Origin of the sequence: Polaromonas hydrogenivorans (assembly GCF_040105105.1) — a bacterium.
Taxonomy (GTDB): Bacteria; Pseudomonadota; Gammaproteobacteria; order Burkholderiales; family Burkholderiaceae_C; genus Polaromonas; species Polaromonas hydrogenivorans.
Map to the genome: position 1 here is coordinate 153,617 of NZ_CP157676.1, position 25,261 is coordinate 178,877.

At 61.5% G+C, this 25,261-nt stretch carries 26 protein-coding genes; 4 read left to right on the forward strand and 22 right to left on the reverse strand.

Annotated elements, in window-relative coordinates; all coding sequences use genetic code 11:
- Positions 1-278 precede the first annotated feature (278 nt).
- The gene (locus ABLV49_RS21575; protein ID WP_349282373.1) at positions 279-1,262 is read right to left on the reverse strand and encodes a Bug family tripartite tricarboxylate transporter substrate binding protein; all 984 of its coding nucleotides are present in this window, start codon (positions 1,260-1,262) and stop codon (positions 279-281) included.
- A gap of 46 nt (positions 1,263-1,308) precedes the next feature.
- Positions 1,309-2,667, reverse strand: a complete 1,359-nt coding sequence (locus ABLV49_RS21580) for an MmgE/PrpD family protein (protein WP_349282375.1) — start codon at positions 2,665-2,667, stop codon at positions 1,309-1,311.
- 343 nt (positions 2,668-3,010) lie between these two features.
- Between ABLV49_RS21580 and ABLV49_RS21585 the strand changes: the two genes are divergently transcribed.
- Both ABLV49_RS21585 and ABLV49_RS21590 read left to right on the forward strand, forming a co-directional pair.
- The gene (locus tag ABLV49_RS21585; protein WP_349282377.1) at positions 3,011-4,369 is read left to right on the forward strand and encodes an MmgE/PrpD family protein; all 1,359 of its coding nucleotides are present in this window, start codon (positions 3,011-3,013) and stop codon (positions 4,367-4,369) included.
- A 32-nt stretch (positions 4,370-4,401) separates the two neighbouring features.
- Complete coding sequence (locus ABLV49_RS21590; RefSeq protein WP_349282379.1) at positions 4,402-5,361, forward strand: LysR substrate-binding domain-containing protein; 960 nt, start codon at positions 4,402-4,404, stop codon at positions 5,359-5,361.
- Between the two features lie 31 nt (positions 5,362-5,392).
- On the opposite strand, the gene ABLV49_RS21595 is transcribed toward ABLV49_RS21590, so the two are convergent.
- The 17 genes from ABLV49_RS21595 to ABLV49_RS21675 all read right to left on the reverse strand — a co-directional run bounded on the left by ABLV49_RS21595 (position 5,393) and on the right by ABLV49_RS21675 (position 21,555).
- A complete protein-coding gene (locus ABLV49_RS21595; RefSeq protein WP_349282380.1) occupies positions 5,393-6,382 on the reverse strand; it encodes an alpha/beta fold hydrolase in 990 nt (329 codons plus the stop codon).
- 2 nt (positions 6,383-6,384) lie between these two features.
- Positions 6,385-7,317: an electron transfer flavoprotein subunit alpha/FixB family protein gene (locus ABLV49_RS21600; RefSeq protein ID WP_349282382.1), complete on the reverse strand. Its 933-nt coding sequence runs from the start codon at positions 7,315-7,317 to the stop codon at positions 6,385-6,387.
- A 31-nt stretch (positions 7,318-7,348) separates the two neighbouring features.
- Complete coding sequence (locus tag ABLV49_RS21605; protein ID WP_349282384.1) at positions 7,349-8,098, reverse strand: electron transfer flavoprotein subunit beta/FixA family protein; 750 nt, start codon at positions 8,096-8,098, stop codon at positions 7,349-7,351.
- 81 nt (positions 8,099-8,179) lie between these two features.
- A complete protein-coding gene (locus ABLV49_RS21610) occupies positions 8,180-8,836 on the reverse strand; it encodes a 3-hydroxyacyl-CoA dehydrogenase family protein (RefSeq protein WP_349282386.1) in 657 nt (218 codons plus the stop codon).
- A 5-nt stretch (positions 8,837-8,841) separates the two neighbouring features.
- Complete coding sequence (locus ABLV49_RS21615) at positions 8,842-9,717, reverse strand: 3-hydroxyacyl-CoA dehydrogenase family protein (RefSeq protein WP_349282388.1); 876 nt, start codon at positions 9,715-9,717, stop codon at positions 8,842-8,844.
- 19 nt (positions 9,718-9,736) lie between these two features.
- Positions 9,737-10,903, reverse strand: a complete 1,167-nt coding sequence (locus ABLV49_RS21620) for an acyl-CoA dehydrogenase family protein (protein WP_349282390.1) — start codon at positions 10,901-10,903, stop codon at positions 9,737-9,739.
- 12 nt (positions 10,904-10,915) lie between these two features.
- Positions 10,916-11,662 carry an SDR family NAD(P)-dependent oxidoreductase gene (locus tag ABLV49_RS21625; RefSeq protein ID WP_349282392.1) on the reverse strand — a complete coding sequence of 249 codons (747 nt, stop codon included), beginning with the start codon at positions 11,660-11,662 and terminating at the stop codon, positions 10,916-10,918.
- Between the two features lie 25 nt (positions 11,663-11,687).
- The gene (locus ABLV49_RS21630) at positions 11,688-12,452 is read right to left on the reverse strand and encodes an enoyl-CoA hydratase/isomerase family protein (RefSeq protein WP_349282394.1); all 765 of its coding nucleotides are present in this window, start codon (positions 12,450-12,452) and stop codon (positions 11,688-11,690) included.
- 2 nt (positions 12,453-12,454) lie between these two features.
- Positions 12,455-14,125: a class I adenylate-forming enzyme family protein gene (locus tag ABLV49_RS21635; protein WP_349282395.1), complete on the reverse strand. Its 1,671-nt coding sequence runs from the start codon at positions 14,123-14,125 to the stop codon at positions 12,455-12,457.
- Between the two features lie 26 nt (positions 14,126-14,151).
- Positions 14,152-14,931 carry an enoyl-CoA hydratase-related protein gene (locus ABLV49_RS21640; protein WP_349282397.1) on the reverse strand — a complete coding sequence of 260 codons (780 nt, stop codon included), beginning with the start codon at positions 14,929-14,931 and terminating at the stop codon, positions 14,152-14,154.
- Between the two features lie 42 nt (positions 14,932-14,973).
- On the reverse strand, positions 14,974-16,218 hold the full coding sequence (locus tag ABLV49_RS21645) for a CaiB/BaiF CoA transferase family protein (RefSeq protein ID WP_349282399.1): 1,245 nt from the start codon (positions 16,216-16,218) through the stop codon (positions 14,974-14,976).
- A gap of 175 nt (positions 16,219-16,393) precedes the next feature.
- Entirely contained in the window at positions 16,394-16,864 is a 471-nt protein-coding gene (locus ABLV49_RS21650; protein ID WP_349282448.1) for a MaoC/PaaZ C-terminal domain-containing protein, read from the reverse strand.
- Between the two features lie 60 nt (positions 16,865-16,924).
- Positions 16,925-18,103, reverse strand: coding sequence for a thiolase C-terminal domain-containing protein (locus ABLV49_RS21655; RefSeq protein WP_349282400.1), 1,179 nt, complete (start codon positions 18,101-18,103; stop codon positions 16,925-16,927).
- Complete coding sequence (locus ABLV49_RS21660; protein ID WP_349282402.1) at positions 18,100-18,522, reverse strand: Zn-ribbon domain-containing OB-fold protein; 423 nt, start codon at positions 18,520-18,522, stop codon at positions 18,100-18,102. The genes ABLV49_RS21655 and ABLV49_RS21660 overlap by 4 nt, the downstream gene beginning before the upstream one ends.
- A 53-nt stretch (positions 18,523-18,575) precedes the next feature.
- Positions 18,576-19,031 carry a MaoC family dehydratase gene (locus tag ABLV49_RS21665; RefSeq protein ID WP_349282404.1) on the reverse strand — a complete coding sequence of 152 codons (456 nt, stop codon included), beginning with the start codon at positions 19,029-19,031 and terminating at the stop codon, positions 18,576-18,578.
- Between the two features lie 17 nt (positions 19,032-19,048).
- Positions 19,049-20,227, reverse strand: a complete 1,179-nt coding sequence (locus ABLV49_RS21670) for an acyl-CoA dehydrogenase family protein (protein ID WP_349282406.1) — start codon at positions 20,225-20,227, stop codon at positions 19,049-19,051.
- A gap of 77 nt (positions 20,228-20,304) precedes the next feature.
- On the reverse strand, positions 20,305-21,555 hold the full coding sequence (locus ABLV49_RS21675; RefSeq protein ID WP_349282408.1) for a CaiB/BaiF CoA transferase family protein: 1,251 nt from the start codon (positions 21,553-21,555) through the stop codon (positions 20,305-20,307).
- Positions 21,556-21,776: 221 nt separating this feature from the next.
- On the opposite strand from ABLV49_RS21675, the gene ABLV49_RS21680 reads away from it, so the two are divergent.
- A complete protein-coding gene (locus ABLV49_RS21680; protein WP_349282290.1) occupies positions 21,777-22,469 on the forward strand; it encodes an IS6 family transposase in 693 nt (230 codons plus the stop codon).
- Positions 22,470-22,527: 58 nt separating this feature from the next.
- Complete coding sequence (locus tag ABLV49_RS21685) at positions 22,528-22,722, forward strand: hypothetical protein (RefSeq protein WP_349282409.1); 195 nt, start codon at positions 22,528-22,530, stop codon at positions 22,720-22,722.
- Positions 22,723-22,996: 274 nt separating this feature from the next.
- Here the strand turns inward: ABLV49_RS21685 and ABLV49_RS21690 are convergent, their stop codons facing one another.
- From ABLV49_RS21690 to ABLV49_RS21700, 3 genes are read right to left on the reverse strand one after another with little or no spacing between them, the layout of a single operon-like run.
- Positions 22,997-23,464 (reverse strand): universal stress protein, encoded by a 468-nt coding sequence (locus ABLV49_RS21690; protein WP_349282411.1) that lies wholly within the window; start codon positions 23,462-23,464, stop codon positions 22,997-22,999.
- A 16-nt stretch (positions 23,465-23,480) separates the two neighbouring features.
- On the reverse strand, positions 23,481-24,872 hold the full coding sequence (locus ABLV49_RS21695; protein ID WP_349282413.1) for an MFS transporter: 1,392 nt from the start codon (positions 24,870-24,872) through the stop codon (positions 23,481-23,483).
- A gap of 40 nt (positions 24,873-24,912) precedes the next feature.
- Positions 24,913-25,122, reverse strand: coding sequence for a hypothetical protein (locus ABLV49_RS21700; RefSeq protein ID WP_349282415.1), 210 nt, complete (start codon positions 25,120-25,122; stop codon positions 24,913-24,915).
- Between the last annotated feature and the right edge of the window lie 139 nt (positions 25,123-25,261).

The window sequence follows — 25,261 nt, forward strand, 5'->3', positions numbered from 1 at the left end:
TCTTACTTGATTAAATTCACCCACTTGATCCTGGGCAAAAGATACGCTGGCCTAAACCAGCACCCGATGCGCAAACCAATGAAAATTCACGCAAAACCATTCAGAATCAGGGACCATGATTCGCAATCCCCATACCGGATCACGCATTCACTCTGGATCAGCGTTAGCGCAGAGGAAGCCGCCAGCGGCGTATCTGGACATCGCCACGGCCCAGGGCAGCCTGGACCTCGCCCGTGCCCTTAAACGCAATTGATGATGACGGCATCAGCACGGGCACCTCAGTTCGGAGTGACCTGGATGTTCGCTTCCTTGACCACCTTCTTCATCTTCTCTTCCTCACGGTGCAAAAAGGTGTTGAACTGCTCAGGCGTGGCCTGGGTGGGAAGCTCCTGCCCCAGTGCCTCGAGCCGCTTGCGTACTTCGGGATCCCTCTTGGCTTCTTCTGCGGCATCCGCCAGCATCTTGCGGACCGCAGGCGGCATCTTGGCAGGCCCCATGAGGCCCAAAAAGAGTTCGTAGGTCGCTTCTTCGTATCCCAGTTCTGCGAAACTCGGGGTGTTGGGGAACCACGGTGAACGCGTGGGGGAGGTGACCGCCAGCGCCCGCATCTTGCCGGCCTTGATCATTTCTCCGACCGAGGGGGAAGTTCCCATCATCAGCGTGACCCGTTCCGCCACAACGTCCGGAATGGCCAGGGGAATGCCCTTGTAGGGAATCAGTAGCAACTTGATGCCAGCGCTCTGGGCAAACAGCTCGACGGGCAAGTGGGACGTGGTCCCGACGCCCACCGACGCAAAGGTGAGGGTGCCAGGTGCCTTCTTCGCTGCAGCGACGAGTTCGGCAAGTGTCTTGAACGGCGACTGGCTGCTGACCACCAGCGCCATCGGCGACTTGGCGAGATTGGAGATGCCGGTGAAATCGCCGGGGTTGTAGCCTGCGCTCTTGTCCACATAGGGCAGGGTCACGATGGTGTTGGCTGAAACGGTCAGCGAGTAACCATCGGCCGGCGACTTGAGGACATTGCGTACGGTCAGCAGCGTCCCAGCGCCGGGCATGTTCTCGATCATCACTGGCTGTTTCAGGATCTTCGACATACGCTCGCTGTACACGCGGGCAACCGCGTCACTCACGCTGCCGGGCGCGCTCGGGATGACGAACCGGATCGGCTTGCTGGGAAAAGCTTCCTGCGCCAGGGCAGCCGAACACAGAGGCATGCAGGCGATAAGAGCGGTGGTGCTATAAATAAATGTACGTCTTTTCATGGGTGTCCTTGACTTGATGGGCTTGGGCTGTGGCTCGCTCGCCTGTTCAGGCCAGTAGTCTTAGTACCGTCGCGACTGGCTTGCCATCACGCAGTCCGTTCACAGTCGCTATTAGTTCGTCGGCATCAACCCGCGACTTGCCGTAGCCCAGGCAATCGACGACTTTGTCGCGAAGTTGTGCGGCCGTCATGCGCTTTTCCGGACTGCCGGAGACATCCCGGGCTGTCAATTCAAGGCGCTGCCCATTGCCCAGCTCTACCTCGAAGGTGACCGGAACCATGCCCAGCAACGGCAAAGACTCATCGGCCTCGATGCTGATCTTCTCGGCCGCAAACGCTCCCACAACGGGGTCGCGGATCGTCTCCTCGGTGAAATCGCGGATCAGAACGCTGCCACGTTCGAGGCCGACAGCTACCGTGTATGCAATGCTGAACTGCGCATCGACAATGCCGGCCGTCCGATGGTCGAACTTGCGACCCACCATGTTGACTGCCTGACCGCTCACGCGGATGCGGATGTGTTTGACGTCCTGGGGTCTGATGCCGCTCTGATGTAATTGCAACGACAGATCGATCGGCGCATGGGTGAACCTGCAGGCGGGATAGGGCTTGAGGCTGAGGTCCTCAACGAGTGCGCATTGTTCCAGGCCCCGCGGCAGAGCTTCACGGTCGAACACCCCGTCCTGGTAGAGGTTGATGAAGCCGGCCTTGCCTTCGTAGACGTTGCGAGGGCCGTCGATCCCGGCGTGCGCAAGCGCGGCTGACATCAGCACGTTTTTGACCATCATGGCTGGCTGGAAACGCTTGGCGAGGCTTCCGTCGATGATCGACTGCAGGCTTCCTGCGGTCTGCGTCAGCTGGTGGCCCAATGCATCAACGGTGGTTTCGGTGTTCCAGCGGCGCAGGCGGGCGATCGCAAGCACCGCCCCTGTGGAGCCGCTGATCACACTGTAATTCCAGCCACGCGAACCCTTGGGCCCGCCAGCGCGGCCGATTCGCATCGCGCCGTCCACGCCCACGGCCATAGCCGTAAGGAATTCGCGGCCATCGCAGTCGGGACGATTCTCTTCCACATCTGCCAACAGGCCCGGCAGTACCATGCCGTAGGCGTGCAGCGGCACCTTGTCGTCCGTGTCATCGTAGTCAAGCGCGTGCATGCTGACGGCATTGAGGAAGGCCGCGAACGGTGCTGGCGCGCGGCCGAAGCCGCCCCATACGCTGCAGCCGTTGCTGCCCCATCGCGAGAGCGCGGCACGGGCCTGTTCCAATCCGTGTGAATTGGTTCCAGCAAGCGCACAGGCCAAACTGTCGATCAGTCCGCTCACCGTGGCGTCGACCGTCTGCGTGGACAAGTCAGTGAAGTTTCGAGAGACTGCGTTACCAGCGAGCAAATATGCAAGATCCATTGCGAGTTCCACAAAATGAGAATGGATCTGAAGTGTCGTATTGGCTCCGCATACAGTCCAGTTGACTTTATTCCACCCAAAGGTAAGTTTTACTTACCGGTTTTTTAAAATCAGTTTCATAATTTGGTTAGCTAAACTTACCGCTTTAGCAGTAATTGCTACTCGACATTTCTCTGGCCAGCACGGACACTGCCTTTAGAACACTCTGGTTACAGGAAAGCTCACAAATGCCCACACCAAACGACATCGCCTCTGACCTTGCCGCGCTTATGAATGACGGCAGTGGTCATGCGGCCCAAACTATTCGGGTTCTCGCCAGCTCCATTACTTTGGTAACCGCCTGATGGACAAGACGATACAAAAGCTGGCGCGGTACGTTTTGGAGACCGACGTCAGCCGCCTCTCACCACAGGCTGTACACGAGAGCAAACGTCGGCTGATCGATAGCGTGGCCTGCGCAGCTGCGGCTTACCCCGAGCCATTTTGCGCTGGCATTCGCGCATTCGCCGAGCGCTATAGCGGCACACCGTCGGCGCGTATCTGGGGGAGCGGCGCCCGGACATCTATCGAGATGGCCGCGTTCACCAACGGCACCATGCTGCGTTATCTCGACTACAGCGACACTTACCTGGGTAAGACTGCCGGGCATCCCAGCGACATGATCGGCGCCCTGGTCGCAGTGGCCGAAGCCCACCGACTGGCAGGTAGCGCATTGATTGAATCCATCGTGGTAGCTTACGAGGTGTACTGCGGATTGTGCGATTCGGTTGCGCTGCAATCCCATGGGCTGGACCAAGCCACCTGTGCGGTGGTCGGCACCGCGGCAGGCGTGGCCAAGCTGCTCAAATTGAGCCAGGAACAAACCGCCAACGCGCTGTCTCTGGCTTTAGCATCCAATCTGCACCTCTACAACGTCCGCTGCGGCAACCTCTCAGACTGGAAAGGCTGCGCGGGCCCTAACGGATCGAAAAACGGGGTCTTTGCGGCACTTCTGGCCAACGAGGACATTTCAGGCCCAACCGGTCCCGTCGATGCCAAGGGGGGTCTGAATGAAATCGTCGGGCCATTTGAATGGCAAGTCGGTGCAGGCCCAGATTCACTCATCGTCGGTACGCATCTTAAATTCCATCCGGTGTGCTACCACGGGCAATCAGCCATAGAAGCTGTCCTCAAACTGCGAGAATCAGTAGCGCTCGATGACATTGCGGACATCCATGTGGAAACTTATGAGGCAGCGTTTCGCGTCATGGGCAGTGACCCACAACGTTGGGCTCCCAGCACCCGTGAAACGGCCGATCACAGCCTGCCGTACACCATTGCCGTAGCCTTGCTCGATGGACGGTTGACCTCAGACGCTTATGGCGACGACAGGCTGCAGGACCCGAGGATCAAGGTACTGATGGACAAAATCCGTGTATCGAGTTCTCCCGATCTGACGCAAGCTTTTCCTGCCTCCGCACAGACTCATATCACTTTTCACTCCCGGGACGGACGTGTATTGCAGCATCTCCAGCAAAATCCTAAGGGGCATGCGAAAAACCCGCTCTCTGATGCTGAGCTGGAAGGCAAATTCATCGAGCTTTACGCGCCCTTAGGCGGTCCAGAAACCGCCCGTCAAGCACTCGATATTTTGTGGTCAGTTGACAAACTGGCAGATTCGGCAGACTTGGTCGACGCTATCTGCCTATCTGTACGGCCATGAACCCATCTGCACGCTAGACTTTTTGCAAAGCCATGGAACTCAGACATTTACGCTACTTTATCGCGGCTGCGGAAGAGGAGCACTTTGGTCGCGCCTCTGATCGCATGCACGTCACCCGCCCTGCGATTTCACAGATCGTTGCCGACCTTGAAAACGAGTTGGGTGTCTCCCTTTTCGACCGCTTGCCTCACCGGGTGAAGCTGACAGCGGCGGGGCAAACGCTCTTGCCGCGCCTGCAAACCATCATGAGCGATCTCAACCAGGCCCTGATCATGGCAAAGCGCGTGGGAGAGGGAAAAAGCGGCGCCTTGAATATCGGCTACGGCTCGCTGACGTTGCTGCACCCGATATTCCGCGCGTCCATCAAGAGATTTATTGAACGATACCCGGAAGTCACACTCTCACTGTCGGAAATTGTCAGTTTAGAGCAGCACAAGGCGATCGTCGACGGCAAGATACATGCAGGCTTCATGCACTTTAGTCCACAAACGGGGACTGCCCACAAGAAAGCACAAGCCCAGATCCTCCCAGAAGGAGCGAAGGCATTTGACCATTTCCTGATTCAATACGGCGGACTCGGCGTTGCGATGCCACACGACCATCCGTTGGCAAAAAGAAAATCCTTATCGCTCGTGGATCTGGCCAACGAACACTTCGTGGTCGTGCCGCGCTCAAGCGTCAGCCCGAGCTACGGCCAGCTTTTCACTTTATGCCAAAAGGAGGGCTTCGAACCCCATGTCGTTCAAGAGGTCGCTACCATTGCAACACAGCTCAATCTGGTATCCGTTGGCGTTGGCATAGGCGTGACGATGATAGGAAAACACTTTACCTACCCCGAGGGTGTCGTCGTTGTGAAATTGAAAGACATCAGCTACAAAACAACATTTGAACTCGGCTGGATCAAAGGGACGACCGAACCTGCGCTAAATCAATTCATCGAGATCGTCAAAGAATTGGCCGTCAGCATGGAACTGGAAGATAGCCCGCAGTGACTTTCTTGCTCCGGCAGACCTGAAGCGCCGATCAGTACGCTGCAGCAGGCACCTTGCGCTGGAGAAAATCAAGTGCTGCCTCGCCAAAAGTATCGTTCCGATCACCCGCTACCATGTGACCGGCACCCGCCACATTGATGTATTCGCTGTGGGGGCATAAGGCCAGGAAGTCACTCACACCCTGTTCGCTGACCACGTCCGAGTGCCCGCCTCGAACCAGCAAGGTAGGCAGGCTCAGGCGACGAGCGCTTTCGACAAGGCGATCTTTGGGCACCGGCAGCCTCGCCATGAGCAAAGGATCCCAGTGCCAATGGTATTTGCCATCGGCACCCAGTCGCACATTCTTGGCCAACCCTGCCAAGTTGCCTGAGCCCCTGGTGGGCGGACGGTAGCGGTTGACCGTTTCGGCAACATGCTCCAGAGACACAAACCCTTCGGCGTTCTGCTTCATGAAGCTTTTGATCCTCGCGACTCCCTCTGACTCCGTGGTCGGGACAATGTCGACAAGAATCAGCGCGCTGGCATCGATGTAACGCTCTCCCACCGCAACGAGGCTTGTGGCGCCGCCCATCGACGCACCGAGCAAAATTGGGCGTTTGCCGCCCAGCGCTTGAACCAAACAGCAGAGGTCGCAAACCATGGACTCTCGCGTATAGTCCCCGTCTGGCGCCCAGTCGGAATCGCCGTGGCCTCTGGCATCGAATGCGACCGCGTGGTATCCCGCCTTACCGAGCAGTTGTCCGGTAAAGCGCCAGGCATGGCGCGTCTGGCCCAAACCGTGCAGGAGCAGCACCAGCGGACCTTTGGGATCACCCCAGGAATCCCCTGCAAGAGCGACCCCTCGGTAGCCTTTCCAAACATGCATGGGCTGCGGCGTGCCCGGCAGTGGTGTGCGTGTTTGCATGATGCGTCCCGAATTGAACCCTGGTTCACTGACCGTACTGCGCATGCACAGCGGCGGCGGCATGTTCTCGCCATGCAGAGTTCGCACTCCCCGCAGGCATTCCCGCAGCAGCGCCATGACTACAAGGCCTGCACCAGCTCGGGCACGGCCGTGAACAGATCGGCCTCCAGCCCGTAGTCGGCGACGCTGAAGATCGGCGCTTCGCCGTCCTTGTTGATCGCCACGATGACTTTGCTGTCCTTCATGCCGGCCAGGTGCTGGATGGCGCCCGAAATGCCCACGGCCACGTACAGCTGGGGCGCGACGATCTTGCCGGTCTGGCCGACCTGCCAGTCGTTCGGGGCGTAACCGGCATCGACCGCCGCGCGGGAGGCGCCCAGGGCGGCGCCGAGCTTGTCGGCCAGGGGTTCCAGCACTTGATGGAACTTCTCGCTCGAGCCCAGCGCGCGACCGCCCGAGACGATGATCCTGGCCGCCGTCAGTTCGGGCCGGTCGCTTTTGGCGATCTCCGAGCCGAGGAATGAGGACTTGCCGCTGTCGGCCACGCCGTTCAGGGTTTCAATGCTTGCCGCGCCGCCGGTGGCAGCGGCCGCATCAAAGCCGGTCGTGCGAACGGTGATGACCTTGGTGGCATCCAGGCTCTGCACGATGGCAATCGCGTTGCCCGCGTAGATCGGGCGCTCGAAGGTATCCAGGCTATCGACCTTGGTGATGTCCGAGATCTGCGCCACGTCGAGCAGCGCGGCCACGCGCGGGGCGATGTTCTTGCCCGACGCGGTGGCCGGAAACAGGAGGTGGCTGTAGGCGCTGGCTATGGCCAGCACCTGACCAGCCATGTTCTCGGCCAGCCCGTGGGCGAAGTGTTCGCCCTCGACATGAATGACTTTGGTGACGCCGGAAATCTGGCTGGCCGCTTGCGCTGCGGCGGCAGCATCCTTGCCGGCCACCAGCACATGCACTTCGCCGCCGCACTGGCTGGCAGCGGTCACGGTGTTCAGGGTCGCCGGGCGGATGCTGGCGTGGTCGTGTTCTGCAATGACTAAAGAGGTCATGGTGTGTGGGCTCCGTTGTTCTGCTTCTGGGTTAGATGACTTTGGCTTCGTTCCTGAGCTTGTCCACCAGCACGGCCACATCAGATACCCGGATGCCGGCGCTGCGCTTTGCAGGCTCGCTGACCTTGAGCGTCCTGATGCGCGGGGCGACATCGACGCCCAGGTCGGCGGGCTTGACGTTTTCCAGCGGCTTTTTCTTGGCCTTCATGATGTTGGGCAGCGTCACGTAGCGCGGCTCATTGAGCCGCAGGTCGGTCGTGATGATCGCCGGCAGCGTGAGCGACAGCGTTTCCAGCCCGCCATCGACCTCGCGCGTCACCTTGACCAGGCGGCCTTCGACCTCGACCTTGGAGGCAAACGTGGCTTGCCCCCAGCCCAGCAGCGCGGCGAGCATCTGGCCGGTCTGGTTGCAGTCGTCATCAATCGCCTGCTTGCCCAGGATGACGAGCTGGGGTTGCTCCTTGTCGACCAGGGCTTTCAAAAGCTTGGCCACGGCCAGCGGCTGCAGCTCTTCTGTCGTCTCGACCAGGATGGCGCGGTCGGCGCCAATGGCCATGGCCGTGCGCAGCGTTTCCTGGCACTGCAGCACGCCGCAGGACACGGCGATGACTTCCGTCGCCACGCCCTTTTCCTTGAGCCGCACGGCTTCCTCGATGGCGATCTCGTCGAACGGATTCATGCTCATCTTGACATTGGCGATATCGACGCCGCTGCCGTCGCTCTTGACGCGGACTTTGACGTTGTAATCGACGACGCGCTTGACGGGGACCAGGATTTTCATTTTTTCCAACTTTGTATTGCTAATTGACAGTCAAGGCATGTTGGCCAAGTGTGTTGGCCAAATCGGCACCTTGACACGCTTTCAACGACCTGTGCGGGCCTTGGCCACTTGCGCACGCCGCGCCGGGGCATAAGCCTCTTGTCCGAGCGCCTGGTAAAGCGCCAGGGTCACGTCATGGTGTTCGGCCAGCCCGGTGCGCTCGAGCAGCGAGATCGGCCCCTCGGGATAGCCCAGTCCCAGACACAAGGTCTTGTCCATGTCCTCGGCGCTCGCGAGTTGCTCGTCCAGCCGCCGCAAAGCGGCATTGAGATACGGGCGGATCAGGCGATCGACGATGCGCCCGGGGAAGTCTGCGCAGACCGCCACCTTCAGGCCTGCGGCTTCAAAGGCGGCGCGCGCAGCTGCGATGGCGGCATCACTCGTCTGCGGCTGGCGAACCAGTTCGACCAGGGCCGTAGGGTCGGCGCGGCCCAGGCGAAACCTGGCGAATCCGACCACGTTGGAGCCTTCGTGGCCACGCGCTTCTGCGGTGTGCACACCCAGGCACTCTTGGCCCAGCTCAATCGCGACGAACGGGCAGGCACCGAGTTCGCCGGCCGCGGCAAAAGCGCTGCCGGCCTCCTGGCCGATAAAGACCCGCGAGGCGCCCTGGGCAGCAGCTTGCTCGACGAACGCGTGGGATGCGGGGAACGAGCGGCTCTCGCCCGCCTTTACGATGGTGTAAGTGGAAGTAGTCATGTCAATCATGCTCCGAACATTTTGCTGTCTGCGTAACGCAGCAGGCCGCGGCCAGTCTTCTTGCCCAGCCAGCCGGCCGCGATCATGCGCTTCACAAGAGGGGGACAAGCCGCGCGCGGCTCGTTCGTGACGCCGTGCATCGCTTCGCACAGCAGCTTTTGCGTGTCCATGCCGACCAGGTCGAGCAGCTCCATCGGGCCCATGGCGTAGCCCATGGCCGTCTTGATCGCCAGGTCGATGTCTGCCGGCTCGGCGACGCCTTGCTCGACCAGCCGGATCGCATCGTTGTTGAACGGGATCAGGAAGTAATTCAGCACGAAGCCGGGCGTGTCCTGGGTGCGCACGGGCTTTTGGCCGAGCGCCTCGCACACCGACCAGGCCCGCGAGAAGGTTTCCTCGCTCGTCGTGAGGCCCGGCGACATCTCCACCAGCTTCATCAGCTGCGCGGGCAGGCAAAAGTGCATGCCGACGAAGCGGTCGGGGCGGCCCGAGCCGCCGGCGATCTCCGTGATGCTGATCGTGGACGTGTTGCTCGCAAAGATCGTCCGCGGCGCGCAGATCTTGTCCAGCTTGCCGAACAGGTCGTGCTTGACGGGCAGGCTTTCGAACACCGCTTCGATCACCAGGTCGCAATCGGCGAAGTCGGCCAGGTCCGTGGAGCCGCTCCACTGGCTCATGATCTCGGGCAGCTTGTCGGCGGCTAACTTGCCGCGCTCCACGCTCTTGCGCAGGAACGCTTCGGTCTGGCCGCGCGCACGGTCCAGCGCCGCTTGGTTCAGGTCGAACACGCGCGTGCGAAAGCCCGCGCGCGCGCAGACGATGGCGATGCCGGCGCCCATGGTGCCGGCGCCGCACACCCCGATGGTCTTGATCTCACTCATGATGTTTCTCCTTGATGGTTCAGCGCTGCAGGAAACTGCGGCCGATGAGCTGGCGGTGGACCTGGTTGGTCCCCTCCCAGATTTGCGTGATCTTGGCGTCGCGCATCAGCCGCTCCACGCGAAAGTCCTTGCAGTACCCATAGCCGCCGAGCAGCTGCACCGCATCGGTCGCAGCGCGCATGGCCAGATCGCTCGCGCGCATCTTGAGCAGCGAAGCTTCGATGCCGAAGTCGGTCGCACCGGCGTCGACGAGCCTGCCGATCTGCCACAGGTAGCTCTCGACCAGGGCGATCTCGGAAGCCAGGTCAGCCACCATGAACTGGATGCCCTGGAACTCCAGAATGCGCTTGCCCGATTGCTTGCGCTCGTTGATGTAGGCGACGGCGTCCTCGAAAGCGCCGCGCGCAATCCCGAGCGCGTGCGCTGCGACGCTGGGGCGGGACTTGTTCAGCGAGGCGAACAGGATCTTCAGGCCGTCGCCGGGATGGCCCAGCAGGTTGGCGCGCGGCACGCGGCAGTTGTCAAAGGCAAGGGTCGCCGTGCTCGACGCCCGGGTGCCCATCTTGTCCTCGAGCCGCACCACCGACAGTCCCGGCGTGCCCTTCTCGAGCACCAGCACCGAGATGCTTTCCTTGGCACCCAAGATGCCTTCCCATTTGCCGAACAGCAGGTACAGCTCGGCCACGTCGCCGTTGGTGATGAAGGTCTTGCCGCCGTTGATGACGATCTCGTCGCCCTCCTCGCGAAACGAGGTTCGCATGCCGGTGGCGTCCGAACCCGCCCCCGGCTCGGTGATGGCCAGTGCGCCCAGGCCGCCTTGGGCGATCCGCGGCAGCAGGCGCTGCTTTTGTTCCTCCGTCCCCCAGTCGATGAGGGGCTTCATGCTGTGGTAGTTGGTGGCCCAGATGATGCCGGTGGCCGCGCAGGCCTGGCTGAGCTCCCGCACGCACGCCAGGTAGGCGGTGTACGACATCTGGGCGCCTTCATACGCCTCGGGGATGAACATCGCGTTCAGGCCGATTTCATTGATCGCCTTGACGTGCTCCCAGGGGAATTCGGCGGTGCGGTCGAAATGCTCGGCACGTGGCGCAATGCGGTCACGGCACAGGGCGCGCACGCTGTCGAGCAGCATGCGCTCTTCGTCGTCCAGTTCTATGCGGGAATCGAGTCGTTGCAGGATGTTCATTTGTGAGGTCCTTCAGTGTGCGATGCCTTGGCCACCATCGATGTAGATGGTTTCACCATTGATGAAGCGGCCAGCGGGCGAGTACAGGGCCGCCACCAGTTCGCCCACGTCGGCCGCCGTGCCCGGCTCGCGGCCCGGAATGCGCTTGTCCAGATACGCGCGCAGGGGACCGCCGGCCTCCATCACGTCGCCGTTGAGGTCGGTCATGATGTAGCCGGGCGCGACGTTGATGGCGCGTATGCCCTTGCCGGCCCACTCCGCCGCCAGCACCCGCGTGATGGCGCCCACAGCCGCCTTGCTCGCGCAGTAGGCCAGGTTGCGCTTGACGCCGAGCTTGTCGAAGAACGAGCCGATGTTGACGATCATCCCGCCGCCAGCGGCGACCAGGTGGGGATAGGCCGCCTGACAGGCGGTGACGACCGAGGTGGCATTGGTGTTCATAACCTGGTTCCACTGCTCCAGCGAGACGTCGGCCGAGGCCGCATCGATGTGCATCCCCGCGTTGTTGACCAGTCCGACGATCTTCCATCCGTCGGCCACCAAGCCCTTGAACGCGACAGCCAGCGTCTCGGGTCGGGTGACATCGGCGTTGCAGGCCAGCCAGCGCGCAGCCACTTCAGGAGCTACGCCGCCGCCCGCAGGCAGCCCTCCGGAGCGCGACAGGCACGCCACATGGTGCCCTTGCTCGGCCAGCGCCCGCGCGATGGCAGCACCGATGCCTTTGCTCGCACCCGTCACCACAATGCAGTTTCGTGTCATATCGGTCTTCTCCTTTGAAGGCATTTCACTCATCTTTAAAATCCGGTTTGCGTTTGTCAACGAAAGCCTGCATGCCCTCCTCGGCATCGCGGGTTCGGTAGGCCAGGGTGGACAGATCGGCCTCCATCCTGAGCCCTTCGCTGAGCGGCAGATCGACCGACCGCTGGACCGCTTCCCGCGCGAACTGGAGCGCGCGAAGCCCGTGGCCGGAGAATTCACGCGCGTACGCCTTGGCCGCGTCCAGGGCGGGCGTTTGCACGATCCGGTTGACCAGGCCCATCGACAGCGCTTCTTCGGCACCGACGGTGCGCCCGGTCATGACCATTTCCAGGGCGCGGCCCACGCCGACGAGGCGCGGAAGGCGCTGCGTGCCGCCGTAGCCCGGGATGAGTCCGAGCTTGACCTCCGGCAGGCCGAACTTGGCGTTGGGCAGCGCCAGCCGCAAGGTGCAAGCGAGCGCCAGTTCGCAACCGCCGCCGAATGCAAATCCATTGACCAGTGCGATCGAAGGAATCGGCAGCCGGTCCAGCAGCGCAAACACCGCCTGGCCGAGTTCGGCGCCTTCGCGCTGCGCTGCTAGGCTGCGGTTTTGCAATTCCTTGATGTCCGCGCCGGCGCAAAAAGACTTTGCGCCTTCGCCGGTGATGATCAAGGCGCGGGCGGACGAGCGCCCCGCTTGACCGATGCACTGACCGATCTGGCCGATCAGCTCGAAGCTCAGGGCGTTCAAGGCCGACGGCCTGCGGATGGTGAGGACAGCGAATTCCTCGTCGTGTTGAAGTTCAATCATCTTTAAGCTGCGCGAAAGCGCACCGGTTGAATTTGCAGGCGACCCGTGCGCACCCATTGCGCCAGTTCGCGTTTCAAAATCTTGCCACTGGCAGTCAGCGGAAACTCAGGCAGTACCGCGAAGTATTCGGGCATGTCGAACCTGGACAGACCTTCACGCGCCAGGTGCTGCAGGACGTCATCGCTGGTCGGAGGCTGGTCGCCACTGATGATGGCCAGGCACACCTTCTCGCCCAGCCGTTCATCGGGCACGCCGAAGGCAGCGGCCTTTTTCACAGAAGGATGCCGATGGGCGTACTCCTCAATGTGCGCAGGATGAATGTTGTGCCCGCCGCGGATGATCAAATCCTTCTTGCGCCCGACGATCTGCAGATTGCCCGCTTCGTCCAAGCGCCCGAGGTCGCCGCTGAGAAACCAGCCGCTGCCGTTGAACGAGGATTCGGTCGCTGTCTGGTTGCTGAAGTAGCCCAGCATCAAGAGCCCGCCACGACCGCCGATCTCCCCGATCTCGCCGGCCTTGACCTGTATATCTGCGTTTTCCTGGTCCCACAAGCGCACTTCATAGCCCGTGCATGACTTGCCGCAGGTGCCGGTGATCACTTCCACGGAATCGGTCGGTTGGGTGTACTGGTGCGAGCCGCACTCCGTCATTCCGTAAACATTTTGTGGTTTCGCACCCAGCGATAACAGACGCCGGGCCGTTTCGGTGGGGATCGGCGCGCCGGCCATATAGAAATCGCGAACCTTGCCCAGCTTGGTCAGCCCACGTTTGTCCACTTCATGCAACAAGTCCATGGCATGCGTCGGCACGCCCATGACATAGGTCGCGCCCGTGGTCTCGATCCAGTCGAGCGCCAGGGCGCCCGCAGAAGGATCGTGCATCACCAGTTCGCAGCCCGCCACCAGCACCTGCTCCAGCGCGACCGTGCCAATGTGGTGACTCATCGGGCTGAGCGTAAGCAGCACCGTGCTGTGGTCCTGGCGCCAGTCCGCCACCATTGCGCGGCCGTTGGCCAGCAGCGTGTTGTCGCTGTGCATCACGCCCTTGGGCGTTCCGGTCGTGCCGCTGGTGAACGCCAGGTAGACGATCTGGTCCGCATGCGTGCTGGGCGCAGGCAGCGCGGCGCGCGGGTGCTGCGCGGGCATCGGCATCGGGTGCGTGCCCGGCGGCATGTCGGCATCGGGCGTTCGCAGCCCGGGCAGCGCGTAGACCCGCTTCATGGAGCCGAGCTCGGCAGCACGCGCGAAGATGTCGGCCGCTGCGGCGTCTGCCCCCCAGCCGGGCTGCGCGAACAGCGCGCGGCATTCGATGCGCGAGAGCAGCGCTGCGACTTCGTCGACCGTGTAGTTCTGGTGCAGCGACGGGTTGCAGACATACCCGTTGCGCGAGCAGGCCAGCAGCACGACGACGGCTTCGAGGCGGTTGGGCAGCCAGATCGACACGCGGTCGCCCGGGCGCAGGCCCGCATCGTGCAGGTCCGCAGCCACGGCGTCGACCCAGGCGACGAGCGCGCTCCAGGTCAGCCGCCTGGCGCTGTCGCGCACCGCATAGGCGTTAGCCCGTTCCGTCGCATGCCTGCGCGCCAGCGAGTACAGCGTATCGGTCTGCCAGACGCCGGACAGGTAGTGCTCCCTGGCGGCGGCCGGATCGTGCAAGGTGAGAAGGTGAGACATGGCTTGAAACCCCGGGTGTGAATCAATCAGTGGCCGAAGCGCGACGCGTCGGGACTGCGACGCTCGGCAAAAGCCTTGGCGAGTTCGTCGTGCTCCTCGGTCTCCAGATAACCGCGAAGCAGCAGATCATGGGTCACGCGCGACAAGCCCGCGACACCGCCATGGCGGGCGTTGAAGGCGCCCTTGATGGCGGCCAGGGCAAACGGGCCACGGTCTGCGATCTCCAGCGCCATCTTCCGGGTGGCCTCCTGCAATTGGGCATCGGGCACCACTTGATTGATCAGTCCCCATTCCTGTGCTTCGCGTGCGGTGAGTTTGGGGTTGCGAAACCACATTTCCTTGGCGCGCTTCTTGCCGATCAGGTCTTCCAGATACCAGGTACCGTAGCCGGCATCGAAACTGCCCATCATGGGGCCGACCTGGCGAAACACCGCGCTTTCCTTGGCAATCGTGATGTCGCAGACGACTTGCAGCACGTTCCCGCCGCCCACGGCGAAACCGTTCACGGACGCGATGACCGGCTTTTGCAGCTTGTCGAGGCTCTCGTACATCTCCAGCGTCGGCAGCACGCCCGCGTACAGCTGCGTATCTTCCATCCCTTCCTTGCGCCCGCCGATGCAGAAGAACTTGTCGCCCGCACCGGTCAGCACCACCACGCGCGTGCGCGTCTCGCGGCGAATCTCGTTGATGCAGTCGCGGATCTCGTGACACATCTTGGGCGTGAACATGTTGCCGTCGTCCGGCCGGTTGAGCGTGATGGTGGCGATCGGGCCGTCTTCGCTGTAGATAATTTCTTCGTACTGCATGAATGTCTCCTTTGAAATGACGTGCTGATAAATGACGCGTTGTTAAACGACGCGCTGAGCGCGAAGTTGCTCAATTTGGGTCGATTCGCATCCCAGCCACGCGCCCAGGATCGACTCCGTATGCGCGCCGAGCTTGGGTGGCGGCATGGCGGTGCCTTCGGTACTGCCGTCGAACCGTATGCCGAGTCCGACCTGGGGAATCGGGCCATCGGGCCCTTCGGTGCGGTAGATGAATCCTGCCGCGTGAAGCGCCCGATCGCTGGCCACCTCATCAAGGCGCTGGATGGGGCCCGCAGGAACGCGTGCTTGTGTGAACAGCTCCAGCCAGTGACTGCGCGGCTGCGCGCGCAGGACCTCGGCAATGATTTCCACCAGCTCTGGGCGGGCGGTGCGGCGCTGGGCATTGCTCGCATACGCTTGGCTGGCGGACATCTCGGGGCGGCCCACGGCCTCCCAGAACCGCTTCCATATCGCATCGTTGCCCAGGCCCAGCGTCATCGGATCGTCGGCCGTCTCAAACACCTGGTAGATGGCAATCACGCTGTCGCGCCCGCCCGATCTGCGGCTGAGCTCGCCCGAGCCCAGATAAGGCATCAGGCGCGGCGCCATGAACCGGGACATCGACTCCACCATCGAGACATCGATGTCGCAGCCCACGCCCTCGCGCTGGCGGCGAAACAGCGCAGCAGTGACTGCCATGGCGGCATCGTGCCCGGCCAGCATGTCGGCCGCCGGAGTTCCCACTTTTTGCGCCGGGGCGTCCAGCTCGCCTGTGAGGTCCATCACACCGGAATAGCCCTCGGCAATCAGGTCGTAGCAAGGCAGATCGGCCCTGTCCCCGTGCAGCCCGAAACCGGTGAGCGAGAGATGGATGAGCCGTGGATTCAGCGCGCGAAGCGTTGCCGCGTCCAGGCCCAGCTTGCGCTGGACACGCCCGACGATGTTGAGCAGGATGACGTCACACTGCGCCACCAGCTTGTGCAGGATTTCCTGGCCTTGCGGGCAACCGATGTCCAGCGTGACACTGTGCTTGCCGCGGTTGACGCTCATGAACCAGAGCGACTCGCCGTGCAGGAAGGGAGGGCCCCAAGCGCGGGCATCGTCGCCCCCCTTGGGCTTTTCCACCTTCACCACGGTCGCTCCCATGTCAGCGAGCAGTTGCCCGGCGTAGGGGCCGGCGACCGACGTGGTGAGATCGAGAACCTTCACTCCGGCGAGCAGGTCCAGGGCAGGCGCAGACCTGGCCGGAAGGTCGTCGATGGGGCAATGAGGCCGGTGCGTTGACATACAGGACTTTCGTTTTTAGCGTTTCACCAAGGATGTTTCAGCGTGCAGCCATCCTTGAAGACTTTTCATGCGACCCAAGAACTGTGGCGTTGCAGCTGCTTTGTGTTGCGAGCTGAACCAACCAATCGGGTCATCCAGACCCCGGCATCGTGCCGATGCACGGGGAAGTAGAGAGTCAGGCCTTGGGGCGCCGGCGATACAGGTACTTCGCCGTCATCTCCTGCGCGGTCGTGCCGTCGTGCTTGATGATCTGGCGCAGGAACGTCACGACACCCCGGTCACCCTTGCTGGACTCCTTCTTCTCCAACACGCGGGAATGGAGCCGTATCGTGTCCCCGTGCTTCACGGAGCTGAGCATCTTCCACCCATCGATCTGCAGCAGGGCGAGCAGGGTTCCGTCGTTGACCCCGGTCGCGTACTGCAGGCCGGCCGCTACGGCGTACACCAGCGGGCCATGGGCGATCGGCTCGCCCGCTGCTGTCGTCTTGCAATACTCAAAGTTGGTGTGCACTTCGTTGAAGTCGCCCGACAGGCAGGCGAAGTTGACGATGTCCGTCAGGGTGATGGTGCGCGCTGAGGTCACGATCTCCTGGCCGATCTCAAAGTCATCGAAGTAGAGTCCGCGCGGTGCAGCATTCAAGGTCATTGTCATAGCTGTATTTATTCAGGTTGTTGTTGGAAAGGTAGCGATTGATAAGGGCCTGTCTTAGCCCTTGTTGTTCGCGAGAATCAAGGTGCAGTGGGACGACAAGATGCCGCCTTCGTTGTGCACCAGGGCCACCTCGGCGCCCTCGACCTGGCGCGCGCCCAGGCCACCGCGCAACTGGCGAACGGCTTCGACGATGCCGAACAAGCCACCGGCTGCCCCTGCATGGGCGTGTGACAGCATGCCGCCATGGGTGTTGATCGGCAGCTTGCCGCCGATGCGGGTGTTGCCTTCGGCCACGAAGGGGCCGCTTTCACCACGGCCACAGAAACCGAGCTCTTCGAGTTCGATCATGGGCACGATGCTGAAGCAGTCGTACAGTTCGGCAAAGTCCATGTCCTTCGGGCCCAGTCCTGCCATCTCGTAGGCGACGCGGCCCGACTCGGTGGCGCCGAATTCGGTCAGGCTGGGCGCACACATCAGATGCTCATGGGTGTGGTATTCGCCGATACCCTGCAGGTAGATGGGCTTGGACTTGAGGTCGCGCGCACGCTCGGCCGAAGTCACGATGAACGCGCCGCCGGCGTCCGAGAGCAGGCAGCAGTCCAGCATGCCCAGCGGGTCTGCGATCGGTTTGGCCGACAGCACCTGCTCGACCGTCAGCGGCGTCTTCATGTGCGCATTGGGATGCAGCAAGGCGTGCTCTCGGGTCTGGACAGCCAACGTGGCCATCTGCTCGCGCGTGGTTCCGTAGACGTGCATGTGGCGCTGGGCGATCATGCCGTAGTAGCCGGGAATCGATCCGCCGTAGGGCTGCTCGAAGTAAGGATGGCCTACCGCCAGCAAAGCGGCCATGGCAGCGTCACGTGTCTGTCCGGTAGCGCGGTTCTCACCGGCGCAAACGAGGATGGTTTCGGCCTGGCCGGATGCAATGGCTTCGGCAGCATGCTTGAGCATCACGGCCGGGCTGGCACCGCCCACCACCATGGAGGCGTTGTACCTTGGCTTGAGACCCAGGTATTCGCACATCACGGATCCCAGCATGAAGTAGGGCTCGGTGAAGGAATAGGCCGTCAGCAGCCCGTCGATGTCCGAGATCTTGAGGCCTGCGTCGTTGAGGGCACGCTTGGCCGCTTGGGCATTGAGGCCCAGGCCCGTCATGTGCGGTACGCGGCCGATGTCGGACTCGCCAACGCCAACGATGGCTACTTTGTTCCTGAGTGATGCGGGAGATTTCATGCTCGACCTTCAGCGGATGCACGGACAAACTGGGGAAGCAAGGCACCGTCGCCACGGTCCTCGAACGTCAACGTCACGCGATCGCCGATCCTGACCGACAGGGCGTCGTCACCCAGGACGTTGGTCATCATGCGCGGCCCCTCATCGAGGTCAATCAACGCGGTGACATACGGCACCAGGTGTGCAAATGCCGGGTCGGATGCGCGTCGAATCACGGAAAAGCTGTGAACCGTCCCGGTACCCTTGACATCCACCCATTCGAGTTGATCTGACCAGCAGGCCGGGCACAGATGGCGAGGCATGAAGTGCAATTCCCCGCATTCCTTGCACTTGCGGATGACCAGGCGACGCTCGCGCGCCGCGTTCCAGTAAGGCAAAGAATCAGCGTTGGCAACAGGCAATGGCAGTGATTGGCTCATGGTGTGTTTCTCAGTGTGTTTTGTCGAGCCCGGAAGATGCAGGCTTGGCTTAGTTATTCGACAAACTGCCGGGTACGTATCATCCGAGTGGACAAATAGGTGATCGCAATCTCACCCTTGTCCGTGACAACCTCATGCGAGGTCACGACGACCCCGCGGTCCGGCTTGCTGGTCAGGCGCTTCGAATGCAAACGAACCCGGTTCACGATCGAATCGCCTGCAAAAACGGGATGCTTGAACTGAGGCGAAAGCTCCATCAGGAAGATGCCCCGCTTCCTGGTCAGGCCGGCCTTGAGAACCAGGCCTTCGGCCATGCTCAGGACCAGCAGGCCAGGCGACATGCGGCCCCCGTAGTCCTTGGACCCTTCGACATACGCCTTGTCGGTGAATGTCGGGGTCAGGAAGCCGCAAAGCTCGACATAAGCACGAATGTCCTCTTCCCTGATGGTGCGCGACTCGGTCTCGTACGACCATTCCTCGTTGTAGTCTTCGAAGTAGAGGGGATCCATGGTGTTATACCCGCGGCTTAGTAAGAACGAGGCAGGCCGAGGACGTGCTGGCTGACGTAGTTCAGCACCATGTTGGGCGAGATCGGCGCGATCTGAAAGACGCGGGTGTCGCGGAACTTGCGCTCGATATGGTATTCGCGGGCCAGGCCGAACCCGCCGTGTGTTTGCATGCACACGTTGGCGAGTTCCCACGATGCATCGGCGGCCAGCATCTTGGCAATGTTGGCTTCGCCCCCGCAAGGCTCGTTACGGTCGAACTTCTCGGCCGCTTTCCAGCGCAGTGCATCGGCAGCTTCGAGATGTGCGTAGCCAAGCGCGATAGGAAATTGCACCCCCTGGTTGGCGCCGATCGGCCGTCCGAAAAGCACACGCTCCTTGGCGTAGTTGACCGCTTTCTCGACGAACCAGCGGCCGTCGCCAATGGCTTCGGACGCGATGATGATGCGCTCGGCATTGAGACCATCCATCAGGTACTTGAAACCCTTGCCCTCCTCGCCAATCAGCGAACTCTCGGGAATCCGCATCCCGTCGTAGAACACTTCATACGTGTGATGGTTGAACATCACGTCGATCTTGCGGCTGGTGTACTGCTTGGGATCGACCTGACGCTTGTCGACCAGGAAGGCGGAAATTCCCTGGTAAGCCTTGGCCGGGTCCTTCGGAGGGCTGGTGCGGGCAAACACCATGAACGCATCGGTGTGGTCGAAGCGCGATGTCCAGAGCTTCTGGCCGGTGATGACCCACTCGTTGCCTTCCTTTACGCCCTTGGTGGTCATGGCTGAGGTGTCGGTGCCGGCGTTGGGCTCGGTGAGCGAGAAGGACTGCAGGCGCACACGGCCTGCCACCACTTCCTCGAGAATCTTGCGCTTTTGATCATCCGAGCCATGACGCGCCAGAATGCCCATCATGAACATCTGGCCGTGAATCATTGAGCCTATGCCGCCGGAGCGGTGCATCTCCTCCACAATCACGCAGGCCTCGCGCAAACCCAGACCCATGCCACCGTATTTGGCAGGGATCATCACGGTGTGCAGGCCGGCGTCCATCAATGCCTTGATGTACTCGTGGGGGTAGCCTTCTACCTTGTCCATCTTCGTGAAATACTCGTCGCCGAAGCGTTTGGTGACCGCCTGAGTCGCCTGCAGAACTTCGTCGAGCGTAACCTTCTCAGATGCATCTTGGTTTTGAGTCGTCATTTTCAATCTACCTTTTAGTGGAGGCTTGGCCCCGGGTTGTCAAAATTCGAGAAATTACTAACGTGTCGCGTCTTCGACTAATGAGCGACTGCTGCCATAGGCTTTACCTTGCCGAATGCCCCTGCTTGCACGAGCTTTGCGATCTGCTCGGCATTGAGGCCCAACTTGGACCTGAGCACCTCTTCGCGGTGCTCCCCAAGTACCGGTACACGCGAGGTGCCGGGAGCAGGCTCAAACCGCGACGGGTCAGCCGGCAGGGTCATGGTGCCGCCGATGCCGTCGTCGACGGTTCGGAATGCACCGCGCTTGCGCATGTATTCGTCCTGGATCACTTCTTCCATGCTGAGGATCCCCGCAACCGGCACGTCGACTGCGCCAAGCTTGGCTTCAATTTCGGCACGGGTGTGCTTCTTGGTGAAGGCCTCGGTGATGTCGAACACTTCGTGCTGCCGCTTGGCGCGCTCGGCGTAGGCCGCATACCTCGGATCGTCGCCGAGTTCGGGCTGGTCCATGGCGTTGCACAGGCGCTTCCAAAAGTCATCGCGGTTAACACCAATATTGACGTAGCCGTCGACTGCAGGGAATGCGCCATAAGGAACCCCGTGGAAATCATTGGAACCGGCGAATGCCTTGAGTTCAGCGCTGGCCGACTGATCGCGGGCCAGTGCCACAGACACCATGGGCAAGGCGCACTCGACCAGGCTCATATCAAGAATCCTGCCTTTGCCGTAGCGCTCCTGGTTGCGCAAGGCAAGCAGGATCGCCGCATGCGTCGACATCCCAGCCAGGATGTCGCCCATGGCAAAACCACACCACACCGGATTACCGTTGTGATCCCGGGTCAGACCCGTGGTACCGGACATCGCTTCGGCCACCATGGCCAGGCCGGCACGGTCGGCGTATTCGCCAGCATCCTTGATACCAAAACCGGAAATACAGGCAATGATCAAGCGCGGATAGCGCGCATGCAATTCATCCGGGTGGATGCCCAGGCGTGCAAGTGCGCCCGCCCGCATGTTGGTGACCAGCACGTCGGTTGAAGCCAGCAAGCCGTGCAGAAGTTCGACACCTTGCGCATTCTTGAGGTCGAGCGCGAGGCTCTTCTTGCCTCGATTGAGCGCCCCGAAATAGCCGGAGATGCTTCCCTGGCTGGAGTGACGCATCGGCTCGCGATGCCGAGACAGCTCGCCTTCGGGCGGCTCGACCTTGATAACCTGCGCCCCTTCTTCGGCCAGCAATTGACCACAATACGGTCCGGCAATAAGGTGTGTTAACTCGATTACCTTGACACCTTCAAGGGGTTGTGGATCAGATTTTTTAGTGGTCATTGCAGTGTTTAGCCATCGATTGATTTGCTGCAAGTTTCCAATAGCACCATGGAAATGTCGAGTTGGCTTTTTTAGGTGGTCTGGTAAGCAAAACTTACGCTAAAACCTGATCGAAAATGCGTTGTTGATCCGGCGCTGTAAAGATTGGGTTCTGTCGCATTGGCGGTCGTACCGCCTGCTCGTTTATGCTGAGTTCTTTTTTGCGACGGGTATGAAACGCGATGCTGGCAACCAAAGGGATGCGATTTCCAATTGACGTGATTCTGGTATGCATCCGTTGGTACGCGGCTTATCCGTTGAGTTACCGCCATCTCGAGGAAATGATGGAGGAACGCGGCGTGTTTGTCGACCATTCCTCGATCAATCGCTGGGCAATCCGGTTTCTGCCCTTGCTTGAGAAAGTGTTCCGCAAGCACAAGCGCGCGGTGGGCGGCAGCTGGCGGATGGACGAAACCTATATCAAGGTCAAGGGCGCCTGGAAATATCTCTACCGCGCGGTGGACAAGGAAGGCAAGACAGTCGACTTCCTGCTGACGGCCAGGCGCGACAAGGCCGCAGCCCTGCGGTTCTTTGAAAAAGCCATGAAGGCCAACGGTGTTCCAGAGAAGGTCACGATGGACAAGAGCGGCGCCAACAAGGCGGCCATGGATGAGATCAATGCCCGAGGTGAAACACCGGTCATCGTGCGACAAGTGAAGTACCTCAACAACATCGTGGAGCAGGACCATCGCGCTGTCAAACGGGTCACCAAACCGATGCTCAACTTCAAGTCATTTCGATCGGCCAAAAATGTCCTGGCCGGCATCGAACTCATGCACATGATCCGCAAAGGTCAGTTCCTGCTGGAAGGCTGTATCGAGCTGTCTTTTGCCGACCAGTTTTATGCATTGGCAGGACAAATCCGTCCCGTTTGAGGAGCTGGCATCCGTTCCTACCCCAAACACGTTTATCAACTGGCAACGCGACAGAACCATGCAGCCACTGGTCGCGGCCAACTCGGCCAGCACCCGGTGGTACCGGCCGGTCGATTCCATGGCAACGGTGCTGCCTGGCGGCAGGCTCTTGAGCCAGGCGCCGATGGCTGCGGCCTCGTTGGCGATGGTGTGGATGCCAGGCTCGCCCTTGCGGGCGATGACCAGTTCGGCCTTGGCAACATCCACACCGTAGAAGTCCTTCGCAGTAGACATGGACAGTTCCTCCAATCAACAGAAAAATAGACCCTGCTGGGGTGCAACATCCCGCCACTACGTTAGCTTGCGTTCAGATCGGCCCTCGTCCTGTCTCTCGGTCAGGGCGGTGGCTCAGTTCTTAATCGACGTTAGGGCGGGGTGGGAATTGCTCAGACTGTCGGTCCGATGCGAACGGCCGATTGCGAATGTGTCGTTCCTCACCCCAGCACCTTCACCATACAAGCCGAAGGGGGCGGCGGAGCCCGTGTGGATCAGCCCACGGTCGGCGGCCGCGCCAGCAGGATCGAGATCGGCGGGTACTGGTGGATGACCTGCTCGGCGACGCTGGATCGAAACACACTGCCCGCGCCGCGGTGGTGCTGGTGCCCGAGCACCAGCAGATCCACATCAAGTTCCTTGGCCCGTTGCACGATGACGCTGGCGATATCGTGCTCCGTCGCGCTCACCATCTCGCCGTGCGCGTCAATGCCCGCCGCGGAGAGCTGGTCGACGAAGGCCTGGACCACATTGCGGTCTTCAACCTCGACGTCGTCCGCGGCGCTGCGCACGCCCAGGCCCGCGCCCCCGGTTATGTCACCCGGGACGATGTGGCTGCGCGCCACATGCAGCACGTACACCGTGCCACCTGTCAGCAGGCCGATCTGCTCGGTCCGCTTCAGCGCCGATCTGTTCTCGTCGGTGGGTGTGGCGTCGATCGCCACGAGAATTCGCTTGTACATGATCGTTCCTCCAGTCTCAAGTCTTGCGGGCGGAGGCGGCGGCCTTGCCCAATGCAGCCTTGGCCGTCGGTTCGATGAGCGTCGAGCGTAGCTCGCGCGGGGCGCGCAAGATCGGCACCATCAGCGTCAGCAGCACGCCCAGCAGGCCCAACCCCGCCAGAACGTAGAAAATCGAGTCGAGGGCGAACCCGCCGCCGATCAGGAAGCCACCCAGTATGGGGCCAGCGACACCGCCGAGGCGACCGAAGCCGGCACACCACGCCACGCCGGCGCCGCGGACGTTGGTGCGGTAGTAGTTCGCGACGAAGCCGTAGATCAGCGTCTGCGTGCCGCTGGTGCCCAATCCGACAACCGCGACCACGGCCAGCAGCGCACCGAGGGGCAGTCTGAGGGTCAGCAGCCCGATCGCAATGGCGCCGATCAGGAAACAGGACGCGACCACCGGTTTGGGCCCGAATCGGTCTGCGACTCGCGAGCCCAGCAGCGCTCCGATTACCGCACCGCCGTTCAGAACAAGCAAAAACGACAGCGAGCCTTTGGCGTTGAACCCCGCGCGCAGCATGAGCTCGGGCAGCCAGGTGTTGAGCGAATAGACCAGCACCAGGCCGGTGGCGCTCATCAGCCCCAAGACAATGGTAGGGAAAAGGTAGCCCACCCCGAACAGCCCTGCGTACCCGGCCTTGCCTTCGGTCATGGGAACGGCCGCAGCGGCCGCCGTTGGCACGGCCTCGGGCATCTCGACGCCGGTACGTGCCGAGATCGCGCGTGCCTCCTCGAGCCGACCGCGCGAGACCAGCCATGCCACGGATTCGGGCATCTTGAAGTAGGCCAGCGGAAGGAGCGTGATGATCGGCAGCGCGCCGATCCAGAACATGCCGCGCCAGCCGATGCTCTGCAGCAGCAGGATGGCGAGCAGGGCGGCCAGCAGGCTTCCCAGCGGCACGCCCGAATAAGTGATCGCGTTGCACAGGTTCTTCTTGCCTTTCGGTGCGAACTCGGACACCAGCGCTCCGGTCGTGGCCACCAGAGCGCCGACGCCGAGGCCGGTGAAAAACCGCATCCATCCGAACGTTGTCGTCGTCGCCGTCATCGCCGTGAGCCCCATGCCGATGGAGAACCAGGCGTAGGCGAACAGCATCACCTTGCGGCGCCCCACGATGTCGGCGACGGTGCCGGCGAGCAGTGCCCCGATGAGCACGCCGACCAGCGCGTAGCTGCCCAGCACGCCCGCAATGGCCGGCGTCACGGTGCCGATATGGGAGGGGTCGCGCAGGAAGGTCGAGACGACCGTGCCGTAAACGACGAGGTCGTAGCCGTCGAAGATCAGCCCCAGCGTGGCCAGCCCCACGATCCATACCACGGTTCGCATTCGCCGGGCTTCGGTCCCGGGATTGGTTGCTGTTGTCATGGCCTGTCTCCTATTTTTTGATTTTGATGCGTTGCGAGCCTCAACAAGCTCCTGGTTCGATCTGACTGCCGGAACTCGCGGAATTCGAACCTACATGATTGGTAGCCCCGCATGCGTAATGCGGCAAGTTATTGCGCGCCAACTGAATTTCGGCCTCGCCGAAACTTTCGATCAAGGCGTTGGCAAGCTCCGGGTCGCCGCGGAATTTGTACGGCATACCCGGGATTAGGTTTGGCGCTTCGTCGGCCATGCAAACGCCTTCGTGCATGGCCTGCATGGTGACCAGCCAGTCGAAGGTGTCTTGTCTGCATATTCACCGATGCTGGCGCGCACAACGTCAACATTTACACGTGGGGGATCACATTGTTTTCTTTGTTGAAAATGAGGGA

Excerpts from the sequence above, each read along its gene's own strand:
- ABLV49_RS21575 (WP_349282373.1), bottom strand. The coding sequence starts at position 1,262 with ATGAAAAGACGTACATTTATTTATAGCACCACCGCTCTTATCGCCTGC.
- ABLV49_RS21580 (WP_349282375.1), bottom strand. The coding sequence starts at position 2,667 with ATGGATCTTGCATATTTGCTCGCTGGTAACGCAGTCTCTCGAAACTTC.
- ABLV49_RS21585 (WP_349282377.1), top strand. The coding sequence starts at position 3,011 with ATGGACAAGACGATACAAAAGCTGGCGCGGTACGTTTTGGAGACCGAC.
- ABLV49_RS21590 (WP_349282379.1), top strand. The coding sequence starts at position 4,402 with ATGGAACTCAGACATTTACGCTACTTTATCGCGGCTGCGGAAGAGGAG.
- ABLV49_RS21595 (WP_349282380.1), bottom strand. The coding sequence starts at position 6,382 with ATGGCGCTGCTGCGGGAATGCCTGCGGGGAGTGCGAACTCTGCATGGC.
- ABLV49_RS21600 (WP_349282382.1), bottom strand. The coding sequence starts at position 7,317 with ATGACCTCTTTAGTCATTGCAGAACACGACCACGCCAGCATCCGCCCG.
- ABLV49_RS21605 (WP_349282384.1), bottom strand. The coding sequence starts at position 8,098 with ATGAAAATCCTGGTCCCCGTCAAGCGCGTCGTCGATTACAACGTCAAA.
- ABLV49_RS21610 (WP_349282386.1), bottom strand. The coding sequence starts at position 8,836 with ATGACTACTTCCACTTACACCATCGTAAAGGCGGGCGAGAGCCGCTCG.
- ABLV49_RS21615 (WP_349282388.1), bottom strand. The coding sequence starts at position 9,717 with ATGAGTGAGATCAAGACCATCGGGGTGTGCGGCGCCGGCACCATGGGC.
- ABLV49_RS21620 (WP_349282390.1), bottom strand. The coding sequence starts at position 10,903 with ATGAACATCCTGCAACGACTCGATTCCCGCATAGAACTGGACGACGAA.
- ABLV49_RS21625 (WP_349282392.1), bottom strand. The coding sequence starts at position 11,662 with ATGACACGAAACTGCATTGTGGTGACGGGTGCGAGCAAAGGCATCGGT.
- ABLV49_RS21630 (WP_349282394.1), bottom strand. The coding sequence starts at position 12,452 with ATGATTGAACTTCAACACGACGAGGAATTCGCTGTCCTCACCATCCGC.
- ABLV49_RS21635 (WP_349282395.1), bottom strand. The coding sequence starts at position 14,125 with ATGTCTCACCTTCTCACCTTGCACGATCCGGCCGCCGCCAGGGAGCAC.
- ABLV49_RS21640 (WP_349282397.1), bottom strand. The coding sequence starts at position 14,931 with ATGCAGTACGAAGAAATTATCTACAGCGAAGACGGCCCGATCGCCACC.
- ABLV49_RS21645 (WP_349282399.1), bottom strand. The coding sequence starts at position 16,218 with ATGTCAACGCACCGGCCTCATTGCCCCATCGACGACCTTCCGGCCAGG.
- ABLV49_RS21650 (WP_349282448.1), bottom strand. The coding sequence starts at position 16,864 with ATGACCTTGAATGCTGCACCGCGCGGACTCTACTTCGATGACTTTGAG.
- ABLV49_RS21655 (WP_349282400.1), bottom strand. The coding sequence starts at position 18,103 with ATGAAATCTCCCGCATCACTCAGGAACAAAGTAGCCATCGTTGGCGTT.
- ABLV49_RS21660 (WP_349282402.1), bottom strand. The coding sequence starts at position 18,522 with ATGAGCCAATCACTGCCATTGCCTGTTGCCAACGCTGATTCTTTGCCT.
- ABLV49_RS21665 (WP_349282404.1), bottom strand. The coding sequence starts at position 19,031 with ATGGATCCCCTCTACTTCGAAGACTACAACGAGGAATGGTCGTACGAG.
- ABLV49_RS21670 (WP_349282406.1), bottom strand. The coding sequence starts at position 20,227 with ATGACGACTCAAAACCAAGATGCATCTGAGAAGGTTACGCTCGACGAA.
- ABLV49_RS21675 (WP_349282408.1), bottom strand. The coding sequence starts at position 21,555 with ATGACCACTAAAAAATCTGATCCACAACCCCTTGAAGGTGTCAAGGTA.
- ABLV49_RS21680 (WP_349282290.1), top strand. The coding sequence starts at position 21,777 with ATGCTGGCAACCAAAGGGATGCGATTTCCAATTGACGTGATTCTGGTA.
- ABLV49_RS21685 (WP_349282409.1), top strand. The coding sequence starts at position 22,528 with ATGCAGCCACTGGTCGCGGCCAACTCGGCCAGCACCCGGTGGTACCGG.
- ABLV49_RS21690 (WP_349282411.1), bottom strand. The coding sequence starts at position 23,464 with ATGTACAAGCGAATTCTCGTGGCGATCGACGCCACACCCACCGACGAG.
- ABLV49_RS21695 (WP_349282413.1), bottom strand. The coding sequence starts at position 24,872 with ATGACAACAGCAACCAATCCCGGGACCGAAGCCCGGCGAATGCGAACC.
- ABLV49_RS21700 (WP_349282415.1), bottom strand. The coding sequence starts at position 25,122 with ATGGCCGACGAAGCGCCAAACCTAATCCCGGGTATGCCGTACAAATTC.